Below are 23935 nucleotides of genomic sequence, written 5' to 3'. Positions count from 1 at the left end.
GATGAAATTAGATGTTCAACAAGTTTTAAATTGGCTGGAGAAAACAAATGAAAAGATTCAAATGAATAAAGAATATTTAACTTCACTAGACCGAGCGATTGGAGATGGAGATCACGGGATTAATATGTCCCGTGGTTTTCAAGAAGCTATAGACAAGACTACTACTACGACCTACATTTCTGTCTCAGATGTGTTAAAAGATGTTGCGATGACACTTATATCTAAAGTAGGTGGAGCTTCTGGCCCACTGTATGGGACAGCTTTTTTAAAAATGTCTATGGTTGTAAAAAATAGAGAACTAATAGATAAGAAGACTTTAGAAAATGCCCTTGAATCTGCTCTAGAAGGTATTCTTCAAAGAGGAAAAGCACAATTGAATGATAAAACACTAGTTGACGTATGGACACCCGTTGTTGATCTTCTTAAGGCTAAGGAAGTCATAAAAGGTTCCGAATTAGAAGAAGTAGCAAAGAATGCAATGGAATCTACAAAAGAAAGGATGGCTAAAAAGGGACGTGCAGCCTACTTAAAAGAACGTTCAATCGGCCATCTTGACCCTGGCTCTGTTTCCTCTTACTATTTATTTGCTTCATTAGCTGAAGTCTTATCGGAAGAGGAATAATCATATGCCAAATGTAGGAATTGTTCTCATATCCCATAGTTTAAAAGTGGTAGAAGGTATACAGGAAATTATTCAGCAGGCTGTTCTTAATGTTCCCATTGAAATCGCTGGAGGAACAGATGATAATAAGATAGGTACAAGTGTACAAAAGATCATCAATGCAATTGTTAAAGCATATAGCGAAAAAGGTGTGCTCTTATTTTATGATTTAGGCAGTGCTAAGATGAATGCAGAGCTTGCCATAGAACTCTACGGTTATGAAAATGTTAAAGTAGTAAATGCACCATTATTAGAAGGGGCATATGTTGCTGCGGTGGAATCTAGTATTGGCAAATCATTAGAAGAAATTGAACAAACGACACAGACAATTACGAAGGATTCATAGGAATTGTTTCAGCTTCCTTTAAAAAACGAATAATTTATTTCTATAAGTGGATTCTTGTTTCTTTTAATCCAAAAGTATACATGGATATACTTTTAGTATGAGGAGAATTTGATGACAAAATTAGAAGGTGTACTGCCAGCCATAAGAAATATGAAGGACTTTGAAAAGGTATTAGTGAGTAACCATGAAAATATCATTTTTTTAGAAACTAGATTATCCCAAATTAAAAGCCTAGTAAAACACGCACATGATCATCATAAAAATGTATTTCTGCACGTGGATTTGGTTCAAGGGTTGAAAGTGGATGAATATGGTTTAGAGTATTTAGTCAACGATATTCATGTGGACGGAATTGTTACAACTAAAGCAAATGTTATTACGATGGCCAAGAAGCATAATATTACAGGAATACAAAGACTGTTTGCACTAGATAGTCATGCATTGGATCACAATCTAAAAATTTGTAAGAGAGTGCGACCTGACTACATAGAAGTATTACCTGGTGTCATTCCTAGTATTTTAAAGGAAATTCATGAAGAAACTGAAATTCCTGTCATTGCGGGAGGATTAATTCGAACTGAAGAGGATGTAAATAGGGCATTGGATGGAAATGCAATAGCAGTTACAACTTCTAATAGAAAACTTTGGGAATTCTAAATTTTACAAAAATTAAAAATATAGATATTGACAGCGCTTTCAATTGGGTTTAAAGTAAAGTTACAAGTTAAATCAAGTGATGGAGAATCGGAGACCCACACGACATTCGATACAGCCTTTCGAGGTTAGTAAGTTTGTATGTGTGGTTTTTTTATGGAAATCTTCCCCTCCGTCAAACAACTAGATTAATATCTTTAAAGTTTAAAAATAATATGAATAAGGGAGTGTGTACTATGTCAGCTTTTGTTGGTGAAATTATTGGTACTATGATTCTTATTATTTTTGGTGGTGGTGTCGTAGGGGGAGCAATTCTAAAAAACACGAAAGCAGAAGGTGCGGGCTGGGTTTTAATTACGATAGGCTGGGGCCTTGCGGTGACAATGGGTGTATATGCAGTCGGTAATATTTCTGGAGCCCATTTAAACCCGGCAGTAACGTTAGGTTTTGCGGCAGTTGGAGAATTCCCGTGGAAGGATGTTCCAAGTTATTTGGCTGGACAAATGATTGGTGCATTTATAGGGGCAGTGATTGTATACTTTCAATACTTGCCACATTGGGGAGCAACAAAGGATGCACCTACCAAACTCGCTGTTTTCTCAACAGATCCTGCAATCCGTAGTACAGCTTCGAACCTTGTAAGTGAGCTTGTCGGTACATTTGTACTTGTTCTTGGACTTATGTTTATTGGAGCAAACGATTTTACAGAAGGATTAAATCCAGTCATAGTAGGGTTATTGATTATTGCCATCGGGATGTCACTTGGAGGAACAACAGGATATGCAATTAATCCAGCTCGTGATCTTGGGCCAAGAATTGCACATGCACTTTTGCCAATTCCCGGAAAAGGAAGCTCTGACTGGGGCTATGCTTGGGTACCAGTAATCGGTCCGATTATTGGTGGGGTATATGGCGCATTGTTCCATCATGCTATATTTAATAAAGAGTTTTCTGGAGCGTTCTGGGTAGGGACAGTTGTTGTTGTGTTAATCCTTATCTATGCAGCGAACATTGAGTTGAAAAAGGCGAGTAATACGATAGTAAATAATAATGCTTCAAAATCTGTTTAATGAAAAAAGGGGAGGGATTTTAGAATGGAAAAATTTATTCTATCTTTAGATCAGGGCACAACAAGCTCACGTGCCATTTTGTTTAATCACAAAGGAGAGATTGTGGCAACGGCTCAACGAGAATTTGAACAGTTCTTTCCAAAACCAGGTTGGGTGGAACATGATGCAAATGAGATTTGGACATCAGTTCTTGCTTGTATGGCAGAAGTTCTTCGTAAAGCGGATGTTACAGCAGATCAAGTAGAAGGTATTGGGATAACAAACCAACGTGAAACGGCAGTAGTTTGGGATAAAAATACTGGAAAACCAATCTATAAAGCTATTGTCTGGCAATCGCGTCAAACAGAGGAAATTTGCCGTGATTTACGTGATAAAGGCTATAATGAATTATTTAATGAAAAGACTGGTTTATTACTCGATCCGTATTTTTCAGGAACAAAAGTTAAATGGATTTTAGATAATGTAGAAGGTGCTAGAGAAAAAGCTGATAATGGAGAGCTATTATTCGGAACCATTGATACTTGGTTAGTCTATAAGTTATCAGGTGGAAAAGCCCATGTGACAGACTACTCCAATGCATCACGTACATTAATGTTTAACATATATGATTTAAAATGGGACGATGAACTACTTGATATCTTAACTGTACCTAAGAGCATGCTACCTGAAGTACGCCAGTCATCTGAAATATATGCTAAGACAATTGACTACCATTTCTTTGGCTTTGAAGTACCAATCGCAGGTATTGCTGGTGACCAACAGGCTGCATTATTTGGGCAGGCTTGCTTTGACAAAGGAATGGCAAAAAACACTTATGGAACCGGTTGCTTCATGTTGATGAACACAGGTGCAGAAGGAGTAAAATCGAAGCATGGATTACTAACAACATTAGCTTGGGGTGTGGATGGAAAAGTAGAATATGCTTTAGAAGGAAGTATTTTTGTAGCTGGATCAGCGATCCAGTGGTTACGTGACGGATTACGTATTATAGACAACGCACCAGAAAGTGAAGATTATGCAGCAAAGGTTGATTCAACAGATGGTGTATACGTAGTACCAGCCTTTGTTGGATTAGGCACTCCATACTGGGATAGTGATGCACGTGGGGCTGTATTTGGACTAACACGCGGTACTTCTAAAGAACACTTTGTTCGTGCAACTTTGGAATCTTTAGCTTATCAAACAAAAGATGTTTTAGATGCAATGGTTGCAGATTCTGGAATAAACTTAAAATCACTTCGTGTCGATGGCGGAGCTGTGAAGAATAATTTATTAATGCAGTTCCAAAGTGATATTTTAAGAGTTCCAGTCGATCGACCAGTTGTAAATGAAACAACGGCATTAGGTGCCGCATATTTAGCTGGCTTAGCGGTTGGTTTTTGGTCTGGAAAAGAAGAAATTGCGAAACAATGGCAAAATGAAAAAACCTTCGCTCCTGAACTTGAGGAAACAAAACGCGATGAATTATACAATGGCTGGAAAAAAGCTGTCGCAGCAACAAGAGCATTTAAATAGGTGATGGTGAATCTTTTGCTCCTCCACACCACGCATGTGGAGCTCCCTACCACTTTTGAGCAAAAGATTTCCCATTTTTACGATATGATACTATAATAAAATTAAGTTAATATTGTGGATGCAGAATTAGAGAAACCACATCGCTCTATTTAATAATAATAAATAGGGTCGATTTGTGGTTTCTTTTTTGTTTATCTAGTGTGATTATGAGATTGAAGAGGTAAACATCGTGAAACTTTAAATTGGCTAAGAAGGGAACGATGGCAATGAGATTTTCAAATTTAAGGAGAACGGAAATTAAAAGTAAAATGCACGCCGAGAATTTAGACCTCCTTGTTATTGGTGGAGGAATTACTGGTGCAGGTATAGCATTAGATGCAATCACGCGTGGGATGAAGGTAGGGGTTGTTGAAATGCAGGATTTTGCAGCAGGAACTTCTTCGCGATCGACAAAACTTATTCATGGTGGGCTACGTTATTTAAAGCAATTTGAAATTAAAGTTGTTTCTGAGGTAGGGAAAGAAAGAGCCATCGTTTATGAAAATGGCCCCCATGTTACGACTCCAGAATGGATGATGCTACCGTTTTATCAAGGAGGAACATTTGGACCTTTTACGACAAATGTTGGATTAAGGGCCTATGATTTTCTTGCAGGTGTTAAATCATCAGAGCGTAGAAAAATGTTTAATGCTGAAGATGCTCTAAAGCGTGAGCCCTTATTAAATAGGGAAGGTTTGAGAGGTGCGGGCTACTATGTGGAATATAAAACAGATGACGCGCGCTTAACGATTGAAGTAATGAAAAAGGCCGTGGAAAAAGGAGCACTAGCACTAAACTATTTGAAGGTAACGGAACTTCTTTATGAGAAAGGCAAAATTGTTGGAATAAAAGTAGAAGATCTAACAGACGGTACTACAGAAGATTTTTATGCAAAAAAGATCGTCAATGCATCCGGACCCTGGGTGGATGTATTGCGTGAAAAAGATGGTTCCAAAAAAGGGAAGACGATACAGCATACTAAAGGAATCCACTTGGTATTTGATGCTAGAAGATTCCCATTAAAACAAGCAATCTATTTTGACACTCCTGATGGGAGGATGGTATTCGCGATTCCTCGTGAGGGAAAAACGTATGTTGGTACAACCGATACGGTGTATCAAGGAGATATTGCACATCCGAAGATGACGGTAGCGGATAGAGACTATCTATTAAAAGCAATTGATTTTATATTTCCAGAAATAAAAATTTCTCCGGAAGATGTGGAATCCAGTTGGGCAGGGCTTCGTCCATTGATTCATGAGGAAGGTAAATCTCCATCTGAAATTTCTCGTAAGGATGAGATTTTTGTTTCTAATTCTGGATTGATTTCCATTGCTGGTGGGAAGCTAACAGGATATCGTAAAATGGCAGAAAGTATTGTAGATTTAGTAGCGAAACAGTTACATGAAGAAGGAAGAAATTTCCCAGCTACCCTAACAAAGAATCTTCCGATTTCTGGAGGTGATGTAGGAGGTTCAGAAGGATTAAAGAATTTTCTATCTAAGAAAACACTGGAAGGGCAAGAACTTGGACTAACAGAAGAGCAAGCAAGAGCATTAGTGCAACGATATGGTTCGAATGTCGATGAAGTATTTAATATCTATCAAGACAGTAAAGAAAAAGCAGAAGAGGCAAACATCGATCGAGTTGTATTCGCTATGCTTCGTTATGCATTAGATTACGAATTAGCATATAAGCCAGTTGACTTCTTTATACGTCGAACGGGCGCATTGTTCTTTAATATTCATTGGGTATATGCACATAAGGAAGTAGTAATTTCTTATATGGCAAAAGAGTTTAGCTGGTCTGATGAACGTAAAGAACTATATACACAAGAGTTAGAGCAACTGTTGTATGAAGCTACACAACCAATTGAACAAGAGTGAATATGATTATTCCTACCTGTGTTTTTTGTAAAGAAAACACAGGTTTTTATTTCGGGATATTTTACCCACTTTTTATAATATTTAAGATTACACGGCGATACCCAATGAAGGATTATCGTCTGTTCTTGTTGAAGTATTCTACCAGGGCTGTGGTACACATAAACTTAGGGGGGATACAATTTGAAAAATAGACATCTGTTTATGTTTGGAGGAAGCCCGCCGTTTACTGGACAATCAGCGGAAAAGTTTGCAAGTCACATCAATGGAAAAGTTGCGATTCTTTTTCTTGAACGGGATGGATGGAAGGAATACATGCCGAAATATACATCAGTCTTGGAGAACCAAGGAATACGTGACTTTTTGTACCTGCCACTAACATCAAGTCCAGACCAATCAATTATTAATGAGCTAACAACGTGTTCAGGCCTCATCATTGGCGGTGGAGATACAGAGCTATATCGCGATTATATTGTCGATACAGAAATTGGTGTTCACATTAAACGGATGTACCAACAAGGGATCCCTGTGGCAGGTTTTTCTGCAGGAGCCTTGATTAGTCCTTCATGCTGCGTCATCCCACCAATCGATAATTCGAAAAAGGAACATCTTTTTCTACAAGGATTGGGCCTGTTAGAAGATTGTGTAATCAGTGTACACTACACAAAGTGGAATGAAGAGACAAACTTAAAGGCGGCAATGGCGAAGGTGAAGGCTTCTGTTGGCTATGGGATTGATGATGAAGGGTATGTATATTTTGAAAATGAACAGCTAGTCGAAGCGGAGAAATACTATAAATTTACATAAAAAGGAGGAGCTAATGGCAAAAGGAGCATGGAGAGCGTTAATGTGGATTGGATTATCCGAACTATTTGCGTTAAGTTTGTGGTTTAGTGCATCGGTAATTGCACCCGAACTAATTGAAGTTTGGAAGCTTAACCCCACTACAGAAGCTTGGCTATCTGCATCCGTTCCGTTTGGTTTTGTGATTGGAGCCTTCTGTAGTTCTTATTTTGGGTTTGCAGACCGTTTTAATCCTAGAATATTTTTAGCTATATCAGCATTATTGGGAGCCCTAGTGAACGGTCTATTAATCTTTGTTGATTATGCTTCAGTGGGAATTATGCTCAGGATTTGCACTGGAATCACGTTGGCAGGAGTTTATCCGACGGCTGTGAAGATTCTCTCACAATGGTTTCCAAAGCAACGAGGTCTTGCAATGGGGATTTTAATAGCAGCTTTAACAATGGGGTCGTCTTCACCGCATTTTGTAGTGATGTTTTTTTCATCTTTAAATTGGCAGCTTGTCATCATTTGTAGTTCCGTTTTAGCATTCCTTGCAGCGGTGATTGTATATTGGATATTAGAAGATGCCCCAGAAACGTCAAATAGAATCCCATTTTCTTTCAAGCTTCTGAAAAATGTAGTTCGTAATAAGCCAGTCATGCTTGCCAATTACGGGTACTTTGGACATATGTGGGAATTGTATGCGATGTGGACATGGCTTCCAGCCTTTTTGACTGCTAGTTTTTCAACTTATTCACCAGATATATCTCATGAGGTCCTTGCTCTTTCTTCATTTCTTACAATTGGCATTGCAGGGGCAATTGGATGTGTGATTGGAGGAGCTATTTCTGATAAAATTGGGCGAGCCAACTTAACAATCATCTCGATGGTTATTAGTGGAGTCTGCTCCATCTTAATTGGTTTGACCTTTGGACAATCGATTTGGCTAACGCTTATCTTTGCTATCGTATGGGGAATGTCAATCATTTCTGATTCAGCACAGTTTTCCGCAGCTGTTTCTGAAAAGTCGGAAGTGCAGTATGTAGGGACCGCGCTTACTTTCCAAATGTGCATCGGATTTCTAATCACAATTTTTTCGATTAATCTTATCCCTGTTTTGGAACGAGTTATCGGTTGGGAATGGGTATTTTCCCTATTAGCAATTGGTCCTATACTGGGTATTATTTCGATGGTTAAGTATAAACGCTATGAATCTAGCGAAGTATAATGCAACGCACTTCTTGTTAAAAGGAGTGCTTGTTTTGTTTGTAAAATAATAATATTTTATTGTAAAACGATAAATATTGAGCTAAACTAAATACAAAGATTGGAAATGAGGTGCTTTAATGGAGAGGATGACAACACTTCTTCTAAGAATGGTCATTTATATTGTCGGAATGATTGTGCTAGGATTATGTATTCTTTGGTTACCATATCAGGCGAACTTTTTTGCCGAAATGGCACCTGAATTTGCCCATTTGAAATATCCTTTGTTGTTTGGTATATATGCGACTGCTATTCCATTTTTCGTTGCTCTTTTTCAAGGGTTAAAGCTTTTAAGATACATTGATAAGAAGCAAGCTTTCACTGATTTGTCTGTTGGCTCTTTAAAAAATATTTCATATTCCGCCGCCGTGATCGGCATATTGTATATGGTTGGTATTATTTTCGTGGTTTCTCAAAATGCTGGCCATCCTGGAATAGTGTTGATGGGTCTCGTCATTATCTTTACCATGATCGTTATTGCTGTTTTTGCTGCAGTGCTTCAAAAGCTTTTAAAGAATGTAATCGATCTAAAGTCAGAAAATGATATGACGGTTTGATTTTAGGTGATATAAGTGACCTTGAAGATCTACATTAAAAATGGATTTGCTTGCCAATTTGAATTTAGCTGGAATTTATACTGCATAAGAAGTCAACCCTGGAGTTATTCTTGAATATTATAGTAAGGAGTAAATCTATTTTATTAGAGGTGTAGAATGTTAATCTCAAATATAGAAATTGGGCAACTCACAGATGCTCAAATAACAAAGTTGCTATTCTCGGATATTGAAGACGATGGTGCGAATGGAGATTGTATTTTTGTTGCTGGTAGCAGTAAAGCGATTCAATACCGTTTACCAAAAGCACTGGAATTATATGAGCAGGGAAGAGCAAACAAGATACTATTTTCTGGTGGAGTGAAATGGAATGGAAGTATAGATCCAGAAGCAATTGCTTTGAAAAAAGAGGCGATGGCTAAAGGTGTTCCCGAAAAGGATCTATTAATCGAAGACAGATCGCTCCATACACTTGAAAATGTCTTAGCCTCACTCCTGGTATTAAATAGGGTATTTCATTTGTATAATGTAAAACGACTTTTAGTCGTCACATCCTCTTATCATATGAAAAGATTGTATCTAACATTAAAGACTTATATGCCAGATTGGGTTCAGTTCACTCTATGTACTGCTGATGATCTCAATACGAGAAAGGAAAACTGGTTTTTAAGTGAAATCGGCAGAAACCGTGTTCGATCTGAAGCTACAAAACTTGTAACCTATGTTAAGCAAGGTGCTTTGCGTGATTTAGAAATAGACATATGATGGGCTAATCAAGTTGGAATTTTTCTAGACTAGTTGGTGGCCCATTCAGAGAATCGATATAGGCACCAATAACTTTCATATTCGCATCCCCATCGTCTTCAAAAATGATATGCATTCCACTATCATCTTCTGGATAGATTCGGTATGCCCATAATGTTCTTTTGGGTCCTTCAACAGGAACATCCTCTAAAAATTCCTCGTAAGTAACTTTATATAAAGGAAGTTCGTTACTAAAAAGCTCCAATAATTCAGCTTCTGTTAGGCCAATTAATTTACTATCCAACGGCAGTTTTCCTCCATCTGCATTTGACCAGTGTGTATCAACAATCTGCTTAGCAATATCAGAGTTAATAGGAGCGGCATTAGTTTCTGTATAAAAGTAGACTTCTCTGAGGGTTTCTTTAATTTCTATTTTAGGTTCTTCCATCGCAGTCACACAGCCTGTTAACATAATACAAGCTATAAACACTATTAATCTCTTCACAATTTTTCCCCCTAAATTAACCTAAGTTAATTATACAGAAAATTACAAAAAATAATAAGGTAGAAATGATAAAACGGAAGTATTTTACCCGTCCATATCACTTCTACCTTATTCAATTTACCTATGAGGGCAACATATACACTTCATAAGCAGGGAGCTCTGGAATATGGGATTTTTGTAAACGACCTTCCTCTAAAAGTTCGCTAATCCCTCTTTCGATTTCTGTATAATCGACACCGAAAAGGTCCGCCATTTTGACAGTTGAAAAGGAAACGTATTTGGGGGTTTTAGTAGAAGAAATAATCATCGATTCGACACGCTGAAATAACTGCTCTTTATCCATACAGTCCCATTCTCCTTCCTTCATGAATCCTCTAATTAATCTTTCTCCTTAACATAAAAGTCATGCATGTTTTTTCCACCTTTATGAAAATATAAACAATATTGAACAACTATGAATAATCATCTTAGTGAAAGATGGAGGCGGAGATATGGGATTTCATCAACCGCAGCGTATTGCGGAATTAGCAGTTGAAGCGGGAACTAGAAAAGTAAACTTGCCCCTTGTGAACATGCTTGTATTGGGCTTTCTTGGGGGTGCTTTTATTGCAATGGGCTTTTTGCTTGATATTCGGGTTGTGGCAGGATTGCCCGATGAATGGGGAACGATAAAAGCACTTTTGGGAGCAGCTGTTTTCCCGGTCGGTCTCATCCTATTGATTATCGCTGGAGGCGAACTTTTAACGGGGAACATGATGGCTGTTTCGATTGCCTGCTTGTCGCGAAAGATTAAAGTTCAGCAGCTATTAACGAATTGGTTTTGGATAACGATTAGTAATTTTATTGGTTCTCTTTTTGTAGCTTATTTATTTGGACATGTTATTGGATTGACTGAAGGAGAACCTTATCTGGCCACAACCATTTCCATGGCAGGTGCGAAAATTGACGCCGGTTTTTGGGCAAGTCTAATTTCAGGAATTGGCTGTAACTGGTTAGTTGGACTAGCTGTATGGCTATCCTATGGGGCAGATGATATTGCTGGAAAAATCCTTGCCATTTGGTTTCCCATTATGGCGTTTGTCTCGATTGGGTTTCAGCACGTAGTGGCGAATATGTTCATCATCCCGGCAGCTATTTTTGCAGGAAGCTTTACCTGGGGACAATATTTGAGCAACTTCATTGCTGTTTTCATTGGAAATGCGATTGGTGGTGGCGTTTTTGTTGCGATGGTCTACTGGATTGCCTATATCGGAAACGTGCAACCGGCTTTGTCGGAAGGAAGTAATCTATATGAAATGAAAAGTAAACAGAGGAGGTAGGAGATGGAAAATCGAGCATTTTCTATTGAAATAAACGGGAAGGAGTATCCCGCTAAAGAAGGGCAAACGATTTTAGATGTAGCTCAATCTCAGGATTATGTAATTCCAAGTATTTGCTATCATCCGAATTTAGGTTCAATCCAAACCTGCGATACTTGCTTCGTTCAAGCAAATGGAGAAATGGTACGTGCTTGTGTCACAAAAGCGGAGCCTTCTATGCAAGTAGATACACAATCGCCAATTGTAAAGGATGCTCAATATGAAGCGATGTCTCGTATTTTGAAAAATCACGAACTCTATTGTACGGTCTGTGACAACAATAATGGCAACTGTGTTGTACATAATACAGCTGAAATCTTAGAAATTGAGCACCAAAAGTATGAATTTAAACCAAAGCCATATCCACCAGACAACTCACATCCATTTTACCGTTATGAGCCGGACCAATGTATATTGTGTGGTCGTTGTGTAGAGGCATGTCAAGACTTACAGGTTAACGAAACGTTAACGATTGATTGGAGCAGGGAAAATCCTCGAGTCATTTGGGATAATGATGTCCCAATTGACCAGTCGTCATGTGTTTCCTGTGGACACTGTGTTACTGTTTGTCCGTGTAATGCTCTGATGGAAAAATCCATGCTCGGTGAAGCAGGTTTCTTAACTGGAATTCCACCGAAGGTTTTAGAACCGATGATTGATATGACGAAAGAGGTTGAGCCAGGTTATAAAGAGATTTTTGCTATCTCTGAGGTCGAAGCAGCGATGCGGAAATCGCGTGTGAAGCGGACAAAAACAGTTTGTACGTATTGTGGAGTAGGCTGTAGCTTTGAGGTATGGACGAAGGACCGTCACATTTTAAAAATTGAACCGCAAGCAGATGCACCTGTGAATGGGATTTCTACTTGTGTGAAAGGAAAATGGGGCTGGGATTTTGTTAACAGTGAAGAGCGTTTAACCAAGCCATTAATACGTCAAGGAGACGAATTTGTAGAGGCTACTTGGGATGAAGCTCTAGATTTAATTGCTTCAAAACTTCACAGTATTAAAAGACTGCACGGCCCTGATTCAATCGGCTATATTGCTTCGTCAAAGTGTTCAAATGAAGAAAACTTCTTATTCCAAAAGTTTGCTCGCTCTGTAATGGGCACAAACAATATTGATAACTGCTCCCGTTATTGCCAGTCGCCAGCTACAACTGGACTCATGCGCACAGTTGGAATTGGTGGCGATTCCGGGACAATGAGAGATATTGAGCAGTCTGAATTAATTATTGTCATTGGCGCTAATCCAGCAGAATCGCATCCAGTGTTAGCAACAAGAATTAAGCGTGCTCATAAGCTCCATGGGCAAAAAATCATTGTCGCAGATATTCGTAAGCATGAGCTTGCTGAGCGTGCAAATCTTCATGTCCATCCAAAGCCGAGTACAGACCTTGTATGGTTATCAGCAATCACAAAATATATCTTTGACCAAGGCTGGGAGGATAAAGACTTTTTACAAGGAAGAGTCAATGATGTTGAAAAATATAAAGAATCTTTAGAGAAATTTACGCTTGAATATGCAGAGGAAATCACAGGGCTCACTCGCGAGGAACTGATTCAACTAGCAGAAATGGTGCATGAAGCAAAATCCGTTTGTATCCTTTGGGCAATGGGCATTACCCAGCACTTAGGTGGTTCCGATGGTAGTACAGCGATTTCTAATCTACTACTCGTGACAGGTAATTATGGGCGTCCAGGAACAGGAGCTTATCCATTAAGAGGGCATAACAATGTACAAGGTGCATGTGATTTTGGCACGATGCCTGCTTGGTACCCAGGCTATGAGCCTGTACAGGATAAAGAAGTTCGCGAACGATATGAAAAGGCATGGGGCGTTTCTTTACCAGAAAAGCCAGGCTTGAACAATCATCAGATGGTCGAAGGGATTCAAAAAGGGAAACTCAAAGCGCTGTACTTATTTGGTGAAGATATGGCGATTGTTGATTCAAATTCTAATCATGTACACGATGCTTTTGAAAAATTAGATTTTTTTGTCGTACAGGATGTCTTTTTCTCGAAAACGGCCCAATTTGCTGATGTTGTTTTACCTGCAGCCCCAAGTCTTGAGAAAGATGGAACATTCACAAATACAGAGCGAAGAATCCAAAGATTCCATAAGGTGTTTGAACCACTTGGGGATTCGAAACCTGACTGGTTGATTTTTCAGGAGCTAGCGAACAAGCTTGGAGCGAATTGGAATTATCAGGACCCAAGTGAAATCATGGCAGAAGCTGCATCGCTTGCACCGATTTTTGCAGGGGTTAGCTATGAGCGTTTAGATGGCTGGAATAGTTTGGTTTGGCCAGTACACAAAGACGGTACGGACACACCACTCTTATATGAGGATAAATTCTTTTTCCCAGATGGGAAGGCAAGGCTGTATTCAGTCGACTGGACACCTCCATTTGAGGCAGGTGAAGAATACGATTTGCATTTGAACAATGGCCGCCTCCTTGAACACTTCCATGAAGGAAATATGACTTACCGATCCGAAGGTTTGACTCATAAGGTTCCACATCCGTGGCTTGATGTGTCGGAGGAGTTGGCTGCAGAACGTGGATTAGAGGATGGGGCTCTTGTACGATTAACCTCTCCGTATGGACAAGTTAAGGTGCGGGTAATGGTCACTGACCGTGTACGTGGAAAAGAGATTTATTTGACGATGAATTCAAGTGAAGATTACGAAGCAGTTAATCGCTTAACGAGTAGCTATCACGACAAAATTACCCATACTCCGAATTACAAGGAGATGGGGGTAAAAATGGATGTTCTCGAAGCTACTGGCGAGCCACCTCTACCTAAGGTCAATTTCCGTTTTGGAAACCGGATTCCTCAGTTGAGTGTAAGAGTAGAGGAGAAATGGAAGCGTTCAGACTTTATTCCGATTCAAGAGTTATTTGGCGGAGAGGGGGATGGATATGGCGAAAGCGATCAGGCAAATTAATAAAAGTGTGCGGAACCCTGTAGAAGAACAGATTCAGGCCATTTCAGAATTAACGAAAGCCATTGCGGATAATCGGGAAGCACTGATGACGACTTTGGATATTTTAAAAGGGTTACATGAAATGGGCGTTCTGCCGGCTGTGAAGGCGATGCTTGATAATCGTACTGATATTGGGGCGATTGCGATACAGCAAGCCAATCAACCAAGCATGCACAATATGATTAAAAATGCGATGGGTGCAATTAAATTCTTTGGATCGATTAATCCAAACGAAATGCAAGCAATTTTTAAAGGTTTATCGATCGGCTTCGAGCGTTCCGCGGAGGTTGTGCGTAATGGAGAGCAGAAAAGTCTATTTCAGTTAGGAACTAGTCTCCGCGACCCAGATGTCAAAGCTTCACTCACAACGATGGTGGAGTTCTTGCACGGAATGGGAGAAGCTTTTAACCAAGAAAATGCAGAGGTGAACTAGTGAGGGGGTGCGAAAATTGGCGTCTGGAACATGGAAGCTTGAGGGGGTGAAAACCCAAGAGGATGCGGACAAAGTACTTCAGGCATTGAACTCGGTATGGGGTGTACGAAAAGCAGAGGTCAATGTAAACAGTGGGGAAATGGTTGTGAGCTTTGATGAGAAGGCGGCAACCCATGACGATTTTGCCCAAGCTGTTATTGATACTGGTTACAAAGTGGGAGGGTCGAAGGATGAAGGTTTGTGAGGTATGTGGTGCAGAGGAAATGGATGAGAGTCCTTGGTTTAGAAATAAACCGCAAATGGGCGGATTACATGTCTGTGAAAGCTGTCAGGAAGACAGAAAGCATCCATTTTTTGAAGAGAGTGAATAAGAAAGAGTGAATTATTTCATCCTTTCTCTGCTTTTTTCGAAAGGAGATTAGACGTGAAACCGATTGAAGTCAAACGGCAAACATTACGATTTCAAAATGGAAATGCGGAAGCAACAGAAGATCACGTCGTAACAGAATATCCAGTTACTGTGAAGTTGAATGAACAAGAACTAGTGACATTGGTTTGCACTCCAGAATACATTGAAGATTTGGTGATAGGCTTCTTAGCTTCTGAAGGGATTATTAAAAGGTATGAAGATATTCAAGATTTCTGGGTACAGGAGCGAGAGGGTGTTGTTCACATTAAATGTGATAAGGTCAATCCTTTTTACGAAAAGTTTCAAAATAAACGCTATGTCACCTCTTGTTGTGGGATTTCACGACAAGGATTTGTATTTGTCAATGACGCCTTAACGGTGAAAAAGATGAAGGATTTTCGTATCAAGCTCTCGGTCGAGGATACGTTTAGGCTGATGAATGAAATGCAGATGGCTGCTACTGTGTTCCAGCATACAGGCGGTGTCCATAATGCGGCCTTATGTGATGTGAATGGGATGATTTTATCAAGAATGGATATTGGACGTCACAATGCTCTCGATAAGATCTATGGCTATTGTTTAAAAAATCAAATCCCTATTCAAGATAAGATCATCGTATTTAGTGGGAGAATATCTTCTGAAATCTTGTTAAAGGTAGCGAAAATCGGTTGTGAAATCGTGTTGTCGAAATCAGCTCCAACCGAGCTTGCCCTCGAGCTTGCTGAGGAACTAGGAATTACGACAATTGGGTTTATCCGAGGTGATTCGCTAAATGTTTATACGTATCCGGATAGGATATTGATTGGATGAAATGCTTATGGATAATTTGAATAGAGCTGACGATCATCGGTCAGTTCTTTTTTGCGTTTGTAAAATTTTCCAATATAATTTTTTGCTATACAGTTTTTGAATTATATTAGAAAATAGATATAATTTGAAATTAGTTTGTTCGAAACTATTTAAGAGTAAATAACATGATAGCATGTCAACCCGGAGGGCTCATGAAAATTAATGACTCATTTTTCGATATATTTTCTAATATTTCCGATTGTATTTTCGTCGTTAATGAAAAAGGAATCATCCTGTATATGAATAATCAAGCAGAACTCCTTTTTGACTGGAAAGCGAAGGAAACAATGGGAAGGTCTATTAACAACTTTATCCCTCAATTTCAAATAGAGTTGAGAGAGAATCAAACTTTGAAAGTAGAATGTAAGGGAAATAAACAGCCACATCTAATTCAAGTATATCCACTTATGATGGAGAATGTGAGTATGCTGGTGCTCCATCTCAAAAACATACAGGATCGACAAAATCAAAAAATTGATACTTTGAGTAAGGAATTAGCGAATATAAAGCAAGCACTTGATGAATCTACTATTATTGCGATAACGGATAGAAGAGGTAACATAACAAGTGTTAATCAAAAATTTTGCGCACTATCAAAATATAGCGAAGAAGAACTTATTGGACAAAATCATCGAATCCTCAGCTCAAACTATCATCCTAAAGATTTCTTCCGTGAAATGTGGAGAACGATTGGTAAGGGTAAAATCTGGAGAGGGGAAGTTCAAAATAAAGCGAAGGATGGGAGCTTGTATTGGGTTGATACGACCATTGTTCCTTTCGTAGATGAAACTGGAAAACCTTATCAATATGTGAGTATCCGTAACGATATCACAAAGCGTGTTCAGATGGAAAGAGAATTACAGGAATCCATGATGAATGAATTTTTGGATACAGTAAAAAACCTAAATAATGGCATATTTAAGATGAGAAAAGATGAAACTGGAAAAATGTATTATACCATGGGTGAAGGAATGCTCATGGCTAACTTAGGTGCTACTACTGCCATTTTGTTTAATAAATCTCCTTTCGAGGTTTTTGAAAACGAAGTGGCCAATATAAAGCATTACCACTATGAAAAAGCATTTGCTGGAGAACGTTCCAATTATGAGATTGAACTCAATGAGAAACTCGTTTATGTGGATGTTACGCCGATCAAACATGATGGAAAGGTAATTGAAATTGTCGGATCTGTTCATGATATTACTGAATTGAGGTCCACTCAGAAACAATTAGATGTACACCAACAACAATACCAGTCCCTATATGAACATAGACAGGATTATGTCATTACGTATGGAGTTAACGGTAATGTTTTAGAGATGAATTCTAAAACGATGGAGAAATTCGGGTTTACGAGAAAAATGATTTCAACTCAAACGATATCCAAATTGTTTCCTGAACATAAAGAAATTATAGATGGTTTTTTTGAAGAAGTAATTCATGGGAGTACGATGAAATTTGATTATGAATATGTGGATGAACAGGATGGTTATGTCTGCTTAAACATTCATTTTTTCCCAATTGTCATAGATGGAGAAATAAAAGCCGTCTACTCGATCGGAAAAGATGTGACGGAAGAAAGAAAGACACAAGAAATGAATGCGTATCTGGCCGACCACGATGAGTTGACAAATCTATTAAATCGAAGAGGGATACGCAAAAAAGTTGAAGAATCCCTTCAGTATGCTGAACAAAATAAGAGAGAAACAGCTATTTTGTTAATTGACATCGACCGTTTTAAAAAGGTCAATGATACACTTGGTCACTTTATTGGTGATGAACTAATTAAACAAATATCCGAGCGATTAATTGAAGGATTGAATGGTACTAGTCAATTTGTTGCGCGTATGGGTGGGGATGAATTTTTGCTGTTATGCCCAATCATCCAAAATCGTTGTGAAGCTATTAATCTTGCTAAAAATATATTAGAAAAGTTGAAATATCCCTTCAATATCAATGAGTACGAGTTATTTGTGTCAGCAAGTATTGGCATAAGCATTTATCCTACCGATGGTGCGACTCCGGGAGAATTATTGAAAAAGGCGGATATTGCATTGTACCAAGCCAAGGAACAGGGCCGTAATAGGTATCAATTATATGTCGATTATATGGATGAAAGAAGTTTGCATTCCTTTATGATGGAAAGAGAATTGAGAAAAGCACTATTGAATGATGAATTCACACTTCATTTCCAACCACGTGTAAATGCAAAGACAAAGGATATAGTAGCTGCCGAAGCACTGATTCGTTGGAATCATCCGAAGTTAGGGTTGGTGTCACCAGTCGATTTTATTCCACTTGCAGAAGAGACGGGTCTTATTATTCAAATAGGTAAGTGGGTAAAAAGAAAAGTATGCGAACAACTCGTATTATGGAAAGAACAAGGAATTCCACTAATCCCAATCAGTGTAAATGTAAGTTCTCAGCAATTTATCCTAAGAGAATTTTTAAAAGAGATGAAAGAATTGTTGAATGAATTTCAGTTGGATGGAAAATGGCTCGAAATTGAAATAACAGAAAACTCTATCATGAAAAATGAAGAATATATTTTTCAAACTATGCGCGAATTAAAGGAAATGGGGATTAGAATTTACATCGATGATTTTGGTACTGGTTACTCTTCTTTTAATTATTTGAAGACATTTAAATTTGATGGCATTAAAATCGACCGCTCATTTATACAAAATATCTCAACTCAATCAGATAATGCTTTAATCACCACTACCATGATCAAGTTGGCGCAGCATTTAAAAATGGATGTCATTGCAGAAGGGGTAGAAACCAAGAAAGAGTTGGACTTCCTCCTTGAGCAAAATTGCTATTTAGTTCAAGGATTCTATTTTGAAAAGCCTTGTTCGATTGAAGAATTCGAAAATAAATTTATGCGTGTACGTAAAGTGTAATTGAATATGTGTAACCCTCCAAAAATACTGGAGGGTTCTTTTGCGATTAGTGCACCTTTCTTTCTAATGCTTTCGTCGCTAAAAATAACCCAATCTCTTTATTTCGTTCCCATATTGTAGGAAAAGAACTTAAGGGGAGATTGGTGTCCTCTACTAAGTTGCCAATTTCTACTGTTAAAGCAGGTCTTTTAAATTGCTGGACAAACCAATCTGTATAGCCACCGCCTTGCTGATATGTTTCTGGCTCATCAAGTTCATATTTTGTGAGGTCGGCTACTTTTTCAGCAATGTTGTAATAATCTTCTGTGAACTCGGTCGAATGAGTGATGCCCCAATGATGAAATCCCCAAAAAAGCATATTCCCAGATGAATGATAAGAAGCGACAAGCTGAGGGTTGATTTCGTAGGTGAAGTCAACGAGCACTTTTACTTCTTTTGCTTCAAGAGGCGCCGTTCCCTTATAAAACTGATAACTCGGGTTTAAGCTTACTCCTTTTAGACCATCCCAATTCGCAGGGTATTGCCGATTTAAATCAATGCCTTGGAGGTTTGCCTTCCATCGCTTAAAGTCTTTAGAGCCTTTATTCATTTGGATAAGATTTGAATGGATATAAGCAGGAAAGGCATAGAGACCAAACTGCTGCAGTGTCACCCCATCTGGATTCACCATCGGAACAACCCAAATCGAGACTTGATCTAAAATACTTGTTGGAATATTTTTGACTGATTGGCTAGAATCATATGCTTCGGCATAAGTTTCGATCATTTTCATTAAGAGAGCACTGGTTAACCATTCTCGTGCATGATGAGCACCGTGTAAAAGTATGGTTGTCTCGCCATTACCGAGCTTTAGGGCCCATATTTTTCTTCCGAATCCTGTTGAAGTTAATGATTTGTATGAAATGAGGTTAGGGTGAAGGGATGATAGTTCTTCGATATCTTCTGTTAAGGCTTCATACGTATATAATTCCTTTGTGTTTACAATGCTAGCAAGTCCTAGTGATGGGAATGACCAAAAACATAGAAATAACAATAAAGTACGTTTCATCATAAAGTCCTTTTTAAAATTGTGACGTTACAGGTTATTTTGAGCTAAGCTTGGGATTTTCATGTCAATTTTTACAAAGTATGCACATTGTATGAAACACAACATATATTAACTATTGTGTGAGATATTCGGATGGAAGGAAGTATGAGCAATGAAAGACCAAATCGTTTCTATTAAAAAAGAATGGCCAAAGGGAGGGGCTGGATATAAAGTCGTCAGAGTCGAAGTATCTGACCCTAGTGAAAACCTGTATGCGGTTTGCACGCCAATCAAAAAGCAGTAATTATCTTTTATAAAAGCCATCTCAGCGCTAGATGAATGAGGTGGCTTTTACTATGAATTTTCGCAAAATTTTTATTTTGGCATGAATTGCTATTAAAATATAGTTTCTATGTTCCCTGTTTGTACTTCAATTAGTAAAGAAGATAGAAGACGTAATCTTAACATACTATTTTAGGAACACATAGTTTTTTTCGGAAAATTGTAGCATTTCATATTTGTATTTACATAAAAATTTGCCTGTGCTACTATCAGCATGGTTTTGTAATCAGAGAAGAAAATTTGCAGCAAATTATTTAGCAAGGAGTTATGGGAAATGATAGGGAATGAGGTTCAACCAGCCGAGAACATGGAACTTCTGAGCGAGATTATACAATTAAAAACAGAGAAGAATAAATTATATCGCCAAAGTGGTCCGAATAGTTCGGGTTATCTAGATCTAACGCTTCGACTAAATCTACTTATGACCAAGTACATTGACGAAAAGATCGAAAATCTAGCAAAATAAATAGTAAGAATCTAATGTGTGAAAGCAGCTTTCGATAGGAGAGAGGTGCTTTTTTGTTTTACAAGAAACGGGAAAAAGAAGTTATAAAAGGCAGTAGTACCACGGAAGAGAGCTCTTTTAAGACGTGAAATACCTATTTCAAAAAAACTCCATAAAAATTATTTAAAATAAATTTTATTTTTTTGTAGATATTTTTATTAATTGTTGTTACTATAGTGAAGGAATTATTAATGGAAAGCAGATATTTCAATATCAGGGTCTTTCCAAGCAGATAATTTTTGACCACTTTTTGTATAGAAAAGTTAAGGCCATACGGACAGCCGGGTCAAATGCCGATTGGCAACTTAGTTGCCTTATTGATTGAGTTAAAAGCTCAAATTTTATAAGTTGGTTACTTTACAACCAGTGTGCAAATGCATATCAACTTGTGAAACGGTCAATAAGAGTAGTAAAAGTAATTATTTGCTATATAGACTCTGAACCTATTGATATATTCTAATATTGAAAAGCTCTTTCCATGAAAATTGGGTTACTCTGGTTATATACCAGTACTATGTCTATCATGATGCTTTTCTAAAAATGATTATATCTCAAGCAAGTGGATGCGCATGTCATGCGTTATTTCACTTGCTTTTTTATTGTTTAAATGACCGTGAACAAAACCTTTTTTAAGGGCGACCAGTCGTCTGATGCTTCAAAAATTTCTTTTAAAAGGAGATAGGAAAATGGGAAAAGCGCTTATTATCGGTTGTGGAGGAGTGGCACAAGTAGCCATTCATAAATGTGTACAAAACAGTGAGGTTTTCGAAGAGATTTGTATCGCAAGCCGTACAAAATCTAAATGTGATGATTTAAAAGCAAAATTAGATGGTGGAAAAACGAAGATTACAACAGCACAAGTTGATGCTAACAATGTTGATGAGCTAATTGCTCTAATTGAAGAAGTAAAGCCAGATATCGTTATGAATCTAGCATTACCTTATCAAGACTTAACAATTATGGATGCATGTCTTGCAACGAAGACACATTACATGGATACAGCAAACTATGAGCCTGAAGATACAGCTAAATTTGAATACAAATGGCAATGGGATTACAAAGAGCGCTTTGAAGAAGCTGGAATTACAGCACTTTTAGGAAGTGGATTTGACCCAGGTGTAACAGGCGTATTCACTGCTCATGCTCTAAAGCATCATTTTGATGTAATTGAATACATCGATATTCTTGACTGTAACGGTGGTGATCACGGCTATCCGTTCGCAACAAACTTCAATCCTGAAATCAACATCCGTGAAGTATCCGCTAACGGCAGATATTGGGAAAATGGTGAATGGATTGAAACAAAGCCAATGGAAATCAAGCGCGTGTATGATTTCGCTGAAGTTGGCGAAAAAGATATGTACCTTCTATATCATGAAGAGCTTGAATCTCTTGCGAAAAACGTTCCAGGACTTAAGCGTATCCGTTTCTTCATGACATTTGGTCAAAGCTACCTCATGCACTTAAACGCTCTTGAAAACGTTGGAATGACTTCTATCGAGCCAATCGAATTCGAAGGACAACAAATCATTCCACTTCAGTTCTTGAAAGCTGTTTTACCAGATCCAGCTACTCTTGGACCACGTACAAAAGGAAAAACAAATATCGGTTGTATCTTCCGTGGTAAGAAAGACGGCAAAGAGAAAACTTACTATGTATACAATATTTGTGACCATGAAGCATGTTTCACTGAAGTTGGCTCACAAGCTGTTTCTTACACAACAGGTGTACCAGCGATGATCGGTGCAATGATGGTTATGACTGGAAAATGGAATAAGCCAGGCGTATTCAACATCGAAGAGTTCGATCCAGATCCATTCATGGAAGCATTAAACAAGTGGGGATTACCATGGCAAGAAGATTTCAACCCAACTTTAGTTGATGCAGACGAAGTAAAAGAAGCGGAGCTTGTTCGCTAAAATGCGATTTGAAGAATTACCAACACCTAGTTATGTAGTAGATGAAGCACTTTTAGAAAAAAATCTGAAAATCCTGAGCGGAGTCATGGAACGCACAGGAGCAAAGATTATTCTAGCGCAGAAAGCTTTTTCGATGTATTCCATGTATCCACTGATCGGTGAATATTTAAGTGGAACAGCAGCAAGTGGTTTATATGAAGCAAAGCTTGGTTACGAGGAGATGGGGAAGGAGAATCATGTCTTCTCCCCAGCTTATCGTGAAGATGAGATTGATGAGATTATTTCGTATTGTGATCACATTATTTTCAACTCTTTTTCACAGGTTGAAAAGTACCGTGATAGAGTTTTGAAAGCAGGGAAGAAATTCGGACTTCGTATTAACCCTGAGTGTTCAACGCAAGAGGGACATGATATTTACAACCCTTGTGCAGTGGGCTCTCGTTTCGGGGTTACACGTGACCAATTCCGTCCAGATTTATTGGAAGGAATGACTGGTTTTCACTTCCATACCCTTTGTCAGCAGAATTCGGATGACCTCGCAACTACTCTTGATGCCATTGAAGAGAAGTTTGGTGAGTGGCTTCCTCAGATGGAATGGATTAACTTCGGCGGTGGTCACCATATCACCCGGGAAGATTATGATATTCCATTATTGGAAGACTGTATTCGCCGTATGCAGGACAAGTATGGGTTAAAAGTGTATCTTGAGCCAGGGGAAGCTGTTGCTTTGAATGCTGGTTTCTTGATCACGGAAGTACTTGATACGATGAAAAATGGTATTGATATTGCGATTGTTGATACGTCAGCATCTTGTCATATGCCAGATGTTTTGGAAATGCCTTATCGTCCGCCATTACTTGGTTCTGGTGAAGTAGGGGAGAAAGCTTATACGTATCGTTTAGGCGGACCAACTTGCCTATCTGGTGATTTTATCGGCGAGTATTCTTTTGACGAACCTTTGAAAAATGGGGATCGTTTAGTATTTGGTGATATGGCCATTTATTCGATGGTGAAGAATACAACGTTTAACGGTATGGCCTTACCATCGATTGCAGTACGTGATAAGGACGGTGATTGCCGCGTCTTGCACAAGTTTGGGTATGAAGATTTTAAGATGAGATTGACATAAATTTGTGGGGACCACTTTCTAGGAACAGAAAGTGGTCTTTTTCTACTCAGAGA

General features: G+C 38.5%; 24 protein-coding genes. 21 read left to right on the top strand and 3 right to left on the bottom strand.

What is annotated here, in order from left to right:
* Position 1: 1 nt before the first annotated feature.
* The 10 genes from dhaL to FAR12_RS07635 all read left to right on the top strand — a co-directional run bounded on the left by dhaL (position 2) and on the right by FAR12_RS07635 (position 9539).
* A complete protein-coding gene (gene dhaL, locus FAR12_RS07680) occupies positions 2-622 on the top strand; it encodes a dihydroxyacetone kinase subunit DhaL (protein ID WP_126407983.1) in 621 nt (206 codons plus the stop codon).
* Between the two features lie 4 nt (positions 623-626).
* Positions 627-1007, top strand: a complete 381-nt coding sequence (gene dhaM / locus FAR12_RS07675) for a dihydroxyacetone kinase phosphoryl donor subunit DhaM (RefSeq protein ID WP_126407981.1) — start codon at positions 627-629, stop codon at positions 1005-1007.
* 111 nt (positions 1008-1118) lie between these two features.
* The gene (locus FAR12_RS07670; RefSeq protein ID WP_126407979.1) at positions 1119-1664 is read left to right on the top strand and encodes a glycerol-3-phosphate responsive antiterminator; all 546 of its coding nucleotides are present in this window, start codon (positions 1119-1121) and stop codon (positions 1662-1664) included.
* Between the two features lie 233 nt (positions 1665-1897).
* A complete protein-coding gene (locus FAR12_RS07665; protein WP_126407977.1) occupies positions 1898-2731 on the top strand; it encodes an MIP/aquaporin family protein in 834 nt (277 codons plus the stop codon).
* Positions 2732-2755: 24 nt separating this feature from the next.
* Entirely contained in the window at positions 2756-4246 is a 1491-nt protein-coding gene (gene glpK / locus FAR12_RS07660) for a glycerol kinase GlpK (protein WP_126407975.1), read from the top strand.
* Positions 4247-4512: 266 nt separating this feature from the next.
* On the top strand, positions 4513-6171 hold the full coding sequence (locus FAR12_RS07655; RefSeq protein ID WP_126408043.1) for a glycerol-3-phosphate dehydrogenase/oxidase: 1659 nt from the start codon (positions 4513-4515) through the stop codon (positions 6169-6171).
* Between the two features lie 180 nt (positions 6172-6351).
* Complete coding sequence (locus tag FAR12_RS07650; RefSeq protein ID WP_126407973.1) at positions 6352-6975, top strand: Type 1 glutamine amidotransferase-like domain-containing protein; 624 nt, start codon at positions 6352-6354, stop codon at positions 6973-6975.
* Between the two features lie 13 nt (positions 6976-6988).
* On the top strand, positions 6989-8182 hold the full coding sequence (locus FAR12_RS07645) for an MFS transporter (RefSeq protein WP_126407972.1): 1194 nt from the start codon (positions 6989-6991) through the stop codon (positions 8180-8182).
* 118 nt (positions 8183-8300) lie between these two features.
* Positions 8301-8777, top strand: a complete 477-nt coding sequence (locus FAR12_RS07640; RefSeq protein ID WP_126407970.1) for a DUF2975 domain-containing protein — start codon at positions 8301-8303, stop codon at positions 8775-8777.
* A gap of 156 nt (positions 8778-8933) precedes the next feature.
* Positions 8934-9539, top strand: coding sequence for a YdcF family protein (locus FAR12_RS07635; RefSeq protein ID WP_126407968.1), 606 nt, complete (start codon positions 8934-8936; stop codon positions 9537-9539).
* Between the two features lie 4 nt (positions 9540-9543).
* On the opposite strand, the gene FAR12_RS07630 is transcribed toward FAR12_RS07635, so the two are convergent.
* Together FAR12_RS07630 and FAR12_RS07625 are read right to left on the bottom strand one after the other, a co-directional pair.
* Positions 9544-10023, bottom strand: coding sequence for a hypothetical protein (locus tag FAR12_RS07630; RefSeq protein ID WP_126407966.1), 480 nt, complete (start codon positions 10021-10023; stop codon positions 9544-9546).
* A 121-nt stretch (positions 10024-10144) separates the two neighbouring features.
* Complete coding sequence (locus FAR12_RS07625) at positions 10145-10390, bottom strand: pectinacetylesterase family protein (protein WP_246010332.1); 246 nt, start codon at positions 10388-10390, stop codon at positions 10145-10147.
* A gap of 124 nt (positions 10391-10514) precedes the next feature.
* On the opposite strand from FAR12_RS07625, the gene FAR12_RS07620 reads away from it, so the two are divergent.
* The 7 genes from FAR12_RS07620 (at position 10515) to FAR12_RS07595 (ending at position 18960) form a co-directional block, all read left to right on the top strand.
* The gene (locus FAR12_RS07620; protein ID WP_126407963.1) at positions 10515-11342 is read left to right on the top strand and encodes a formate/nitrite transporter family protein; all 828 of its coding nucleotides are present in this window, start codon (positions 10515-10517) and stop codon (positions 11340-11342) included.
* 3 nt (positions 11343-11345) lie between these two features.
* The gene (fdhF, locus tag FAR12_RS07615; RefSeq protein ID WP_126407961.1) at positions 11346-14327 is read left to right on the top strand and encodes a formate dehydrogenase subunit alpha; all 2982 of its coding nucleotides are present in this window, start codon (positions 11346-11348) and stop codon (positions 14325-14327) included.
* Positions 14302-14799: a helical membrane plugin domain-containing protein gene (locus FAR12_RS07610; RefSeq protein ID WP_170972131.1), complete on the top strand. Its 498-nt coding sequence runs from the start codon at positions 14302-14304 to the stop codon at positions 14797-14799. The genes fdhF and FAR12_RS07610 overlap by 26 nt, the downstream gene beginning before the upstream one ends.
* A gap of 16 nt (positions 14800-14815) precedes the next feature.
* Positions 14816-15043, top strand: a complete 228-nt coding sequence (locus tag FAR12_RS07605) for a heavy-metal-associated domain-containing protein (RefSeq protein WP_170972130.1) — start codon at positions 14816-14818, stop codon at positions 15041-15043.
* A complete protein-coding gene (locus FAR12_RS23360) occupies positions 15030-15170 on the top strand; it encodes a hypothetical protein (protein ID WP_158318792.1) in 141 nt (46 codons plus the stop codon). The genes FAR12_RS07605 and FAR12_RS23360 overlap by 14 nt, the downstream gene beginning before the upstream one ends.
* A 53-nt stretch (positions 15171-15223) precedes the next feature.
* Entirely contained in the window at positions 15224-16018 is a 795-nt protein-coding gene (gene fdhD, locus FAR12_RS07600; RefSeq protein WP_126407955.1) for a formate dehydrogenase accessory sulfurtransferase FdhD, read from the top strand.
* Between the two features lie 191 nt (positions 16019-16209).
* A complete protein-coding gene (locus FAR12_RS07595) occupies positions 16210-18960 on the top strand; it encodes an EAL domain-containing protein (RefSeq protein WP_170972129.1) in 2751 nt (916 codons plus the stop codon).
* Between the two features lie 46 nt (positions 18961-19006).
* Here the strand turns inward: FAR12_RS07595 and FAR12_RS07590 are convergent, their stop codons facing one another.
* Entirely contained in the window at positions 19007-20008 is a 1002-nt protein-coding gene (locus FAR12_RS07590) for a M14 family metallopeptidase (RefSeq protein WP_246010331.1), read from the bottom strand.
* Positions 20009-20159: 151 nt separating this feature from the next.
* On the opposite strand from FAR12_RS07590, the gene FAR12_RS23945 reads away from it, so the two are divergent.
* The 4 genes from FAR12_RS23945 (at position 20160) to nspC (ending at position 23882) form a co-directional block, all read left to right on the top strand.
* Complete coding sequence (locus FAR12_RS23945) at positions 20160-20291, top strand: hypothetical protein (RefSeq protein ID WP_281275646.1); 132 nt, start codon at positions 20160-20162, stop codon at positions 20289-20291.
* A gap of 312 nt (positions 20292-20603) precedes the next feature.
* Positions 20604-20795 (top strand): hypothetical protein, encoded by a 192-nt coding sequence (locus FAR12_RS07585; RefSeq protein WP_126407948.1) that lies wholly within the window; start codon positions 20604-20606, stop codon positions 20793-20795.
* 725 nt (positions 20796-21520) lie between these two features.
* The gene (locus FAR12_RS07580) at positions 21521-22753 is read left to right on the top strand and encodes a saccharopine dehydrogenase family protein (RefSeq protein ID WP_126407946.1); all 1233 of its coding nucleotides are present in this window, start codon (positions 21521-21523) and stop codon (positions 22751-22753) included.
* A 1-nt stretch (position 22754) separates the two neighbouring features.
* Positions 22755-23882 (top strand): carboxynorspermidine decarboxylase, encoded by a 1128-nt coding sequence (gene nspC / locus FAR12_RS07575; protein WP_126407944.1) that lies wholly within the window; start codon positions 22755-22757, stop codon positions 23880-23882.
* Positions 23883-23935: the final 53 nt, after the last annotated feature.

This window comes from Bacillus yapensis (assembly GCF_005280205.1).
In the GTDB taxonomy this organism is placed as follows: domain Bacteria; phylum Bacillota; class Bacilli; order Bacillales; family Cytobacillaceae; genus Robertmurraya; species Robertmurraya yapensis.
The sequence above is the reverse complement of the archived record's forward strand: the minus strand, read 5'-3'. Positions and strand labels throughout refer to the sequence as shown.

Bases quoted from the DNA above. Each gene is read 5' to 3' on its own strand.
- FAR12_RS07625 (WP_246010332.1), bottom strand. From the start codon at position 10,390: ATGAAGGAAGGAGAATGGGACTGTATGGATAAAGAGCAGTTATTTCAG.
- FAR12_RS07645 (WP_126407972.1), top strand. From the start codon at position 6,989: ATGGCAAAAGGAGCATGGAGAGCGTTAATGTGGATTGGATTATCCGAA.
- FAR12_RS07665 (WP_126407977.1), top strand. From the start codon at position 1,898: ATGTCAGCTTTTGTTGGTGAAATTATTGGTACTATGATTCTTATTATT.
- FAR12_RS07620 (WP_126407963.1), top strand. From the start codon at position 10,515: ATGGGATTTCATCAACCGCAGCGTATTGCGGAATTAGCAGTTGAAGCG.
- FAR12_RS07595 (WP_170972129.1), top strand. From the start codon at position 16,210: ATGAAAATTAATGACTCATTTTTCGATATATTTTCTAATATTTCCGAT.
- FAR12_RS07670 (WP_126407979.1), top strand. From the start codon at position 1,119: ATGACAAAATTAGAAGGTGTACTGCCAGCCATAAGAAATATGAAGGAC.
- FAR12_RS23945 (WP_281275646.1), top strand. From the start codon at position 20,160: ATGAAAGACCAAATCGTTTCTATTAAAAAAGAATGGCCAAAGGGAGGG.
- FAR12_RS07590 (WP_246010331.1), bottom strand. From the start codon at position 20,008: ATGAAACGTACTTTATTGTTATTTCTATGTTTTTGGTCATTCCCATCA.
- FAR12_RS07585 (WP_126407948.1), top strand. From the start codon at position 20,604: ATGATAGGGAATGAGGTTCAACCAGCCGAGAACATGGAACTTCTGAGC.
- nspC (WP_126407944.1), top strand. From the start codon at position 22,755: ATGCGATTTGAAGAATTACCAACACCTAGTTATGTAGTAGATGAAGCA.
- FAR12_RS07655 (WP_126408043.1), top strand. From the start codon at position 4,513: ATGAGATTTTCAAATTTAAGGAGAACGGAAATTAAAAGTAAAATGCAC.
- dhaM (WP_126407981.1), top strand. From the start codon at position 627: ATGCCAAATGTAGGAATTGTTCTCATATCCCATAGTTTAAAAGTGGTA.
- glpK (WP_126407975.1), top strand. From the start codon at position 2,756: ATGGAAAAATTTATTCTATCTTTAGATCAGGGCACAACAAGCTCACGT.
- FAR12_RS07610 (WP_170972131.1), top strand. From the start codon at position 14,302: ATGGCGAAAGCGATCAGGCAAATTAATAAAAGTGTGCGGAACCCTGTA.
- FAR12_RS23360 (WP_158318792.1), top strand. From the start codon at position 15,030: ATGAAGGTTTGTGAGGTATGTGGTGCAGAGGAAATGGATGAGAGTCCT.
- dhaL (WP_126407983.1), top strand. From the start codon at position 2: ATGAAATTAGATGTTCAACAAGTTTTAAATTGGCTGGAGAAAACAAAT.
- FAR12_RS07580 (WP_126407946.1), top strand. From the start codon at position 21,521: ATGGGAAAAGCGCTTATTATCGGTTGTGGAGGAGTGGCACAAGTAGCC.
- FAR12_RS07640 (WP_126407970.1), top strand. From the start codon at position 8,301: ATGGAGAGGATGACAACACTTCTTCTAAGAATGGTCATTTATATTGTC.
- FAR12_RS07635 (WP_126407968.1), top strand. From the start codon at position 8,934: ATGTTAATCTCAAATATAGAAATTGGGCAACTCACAGATGCTCAAATA.
- fdhF (WP_126407961.1), top strand. From the start codon at position 11,346: ATGGAAAATCGAGCATTTTCTATTGAAATAAACGGGAAGGAGTATCCC.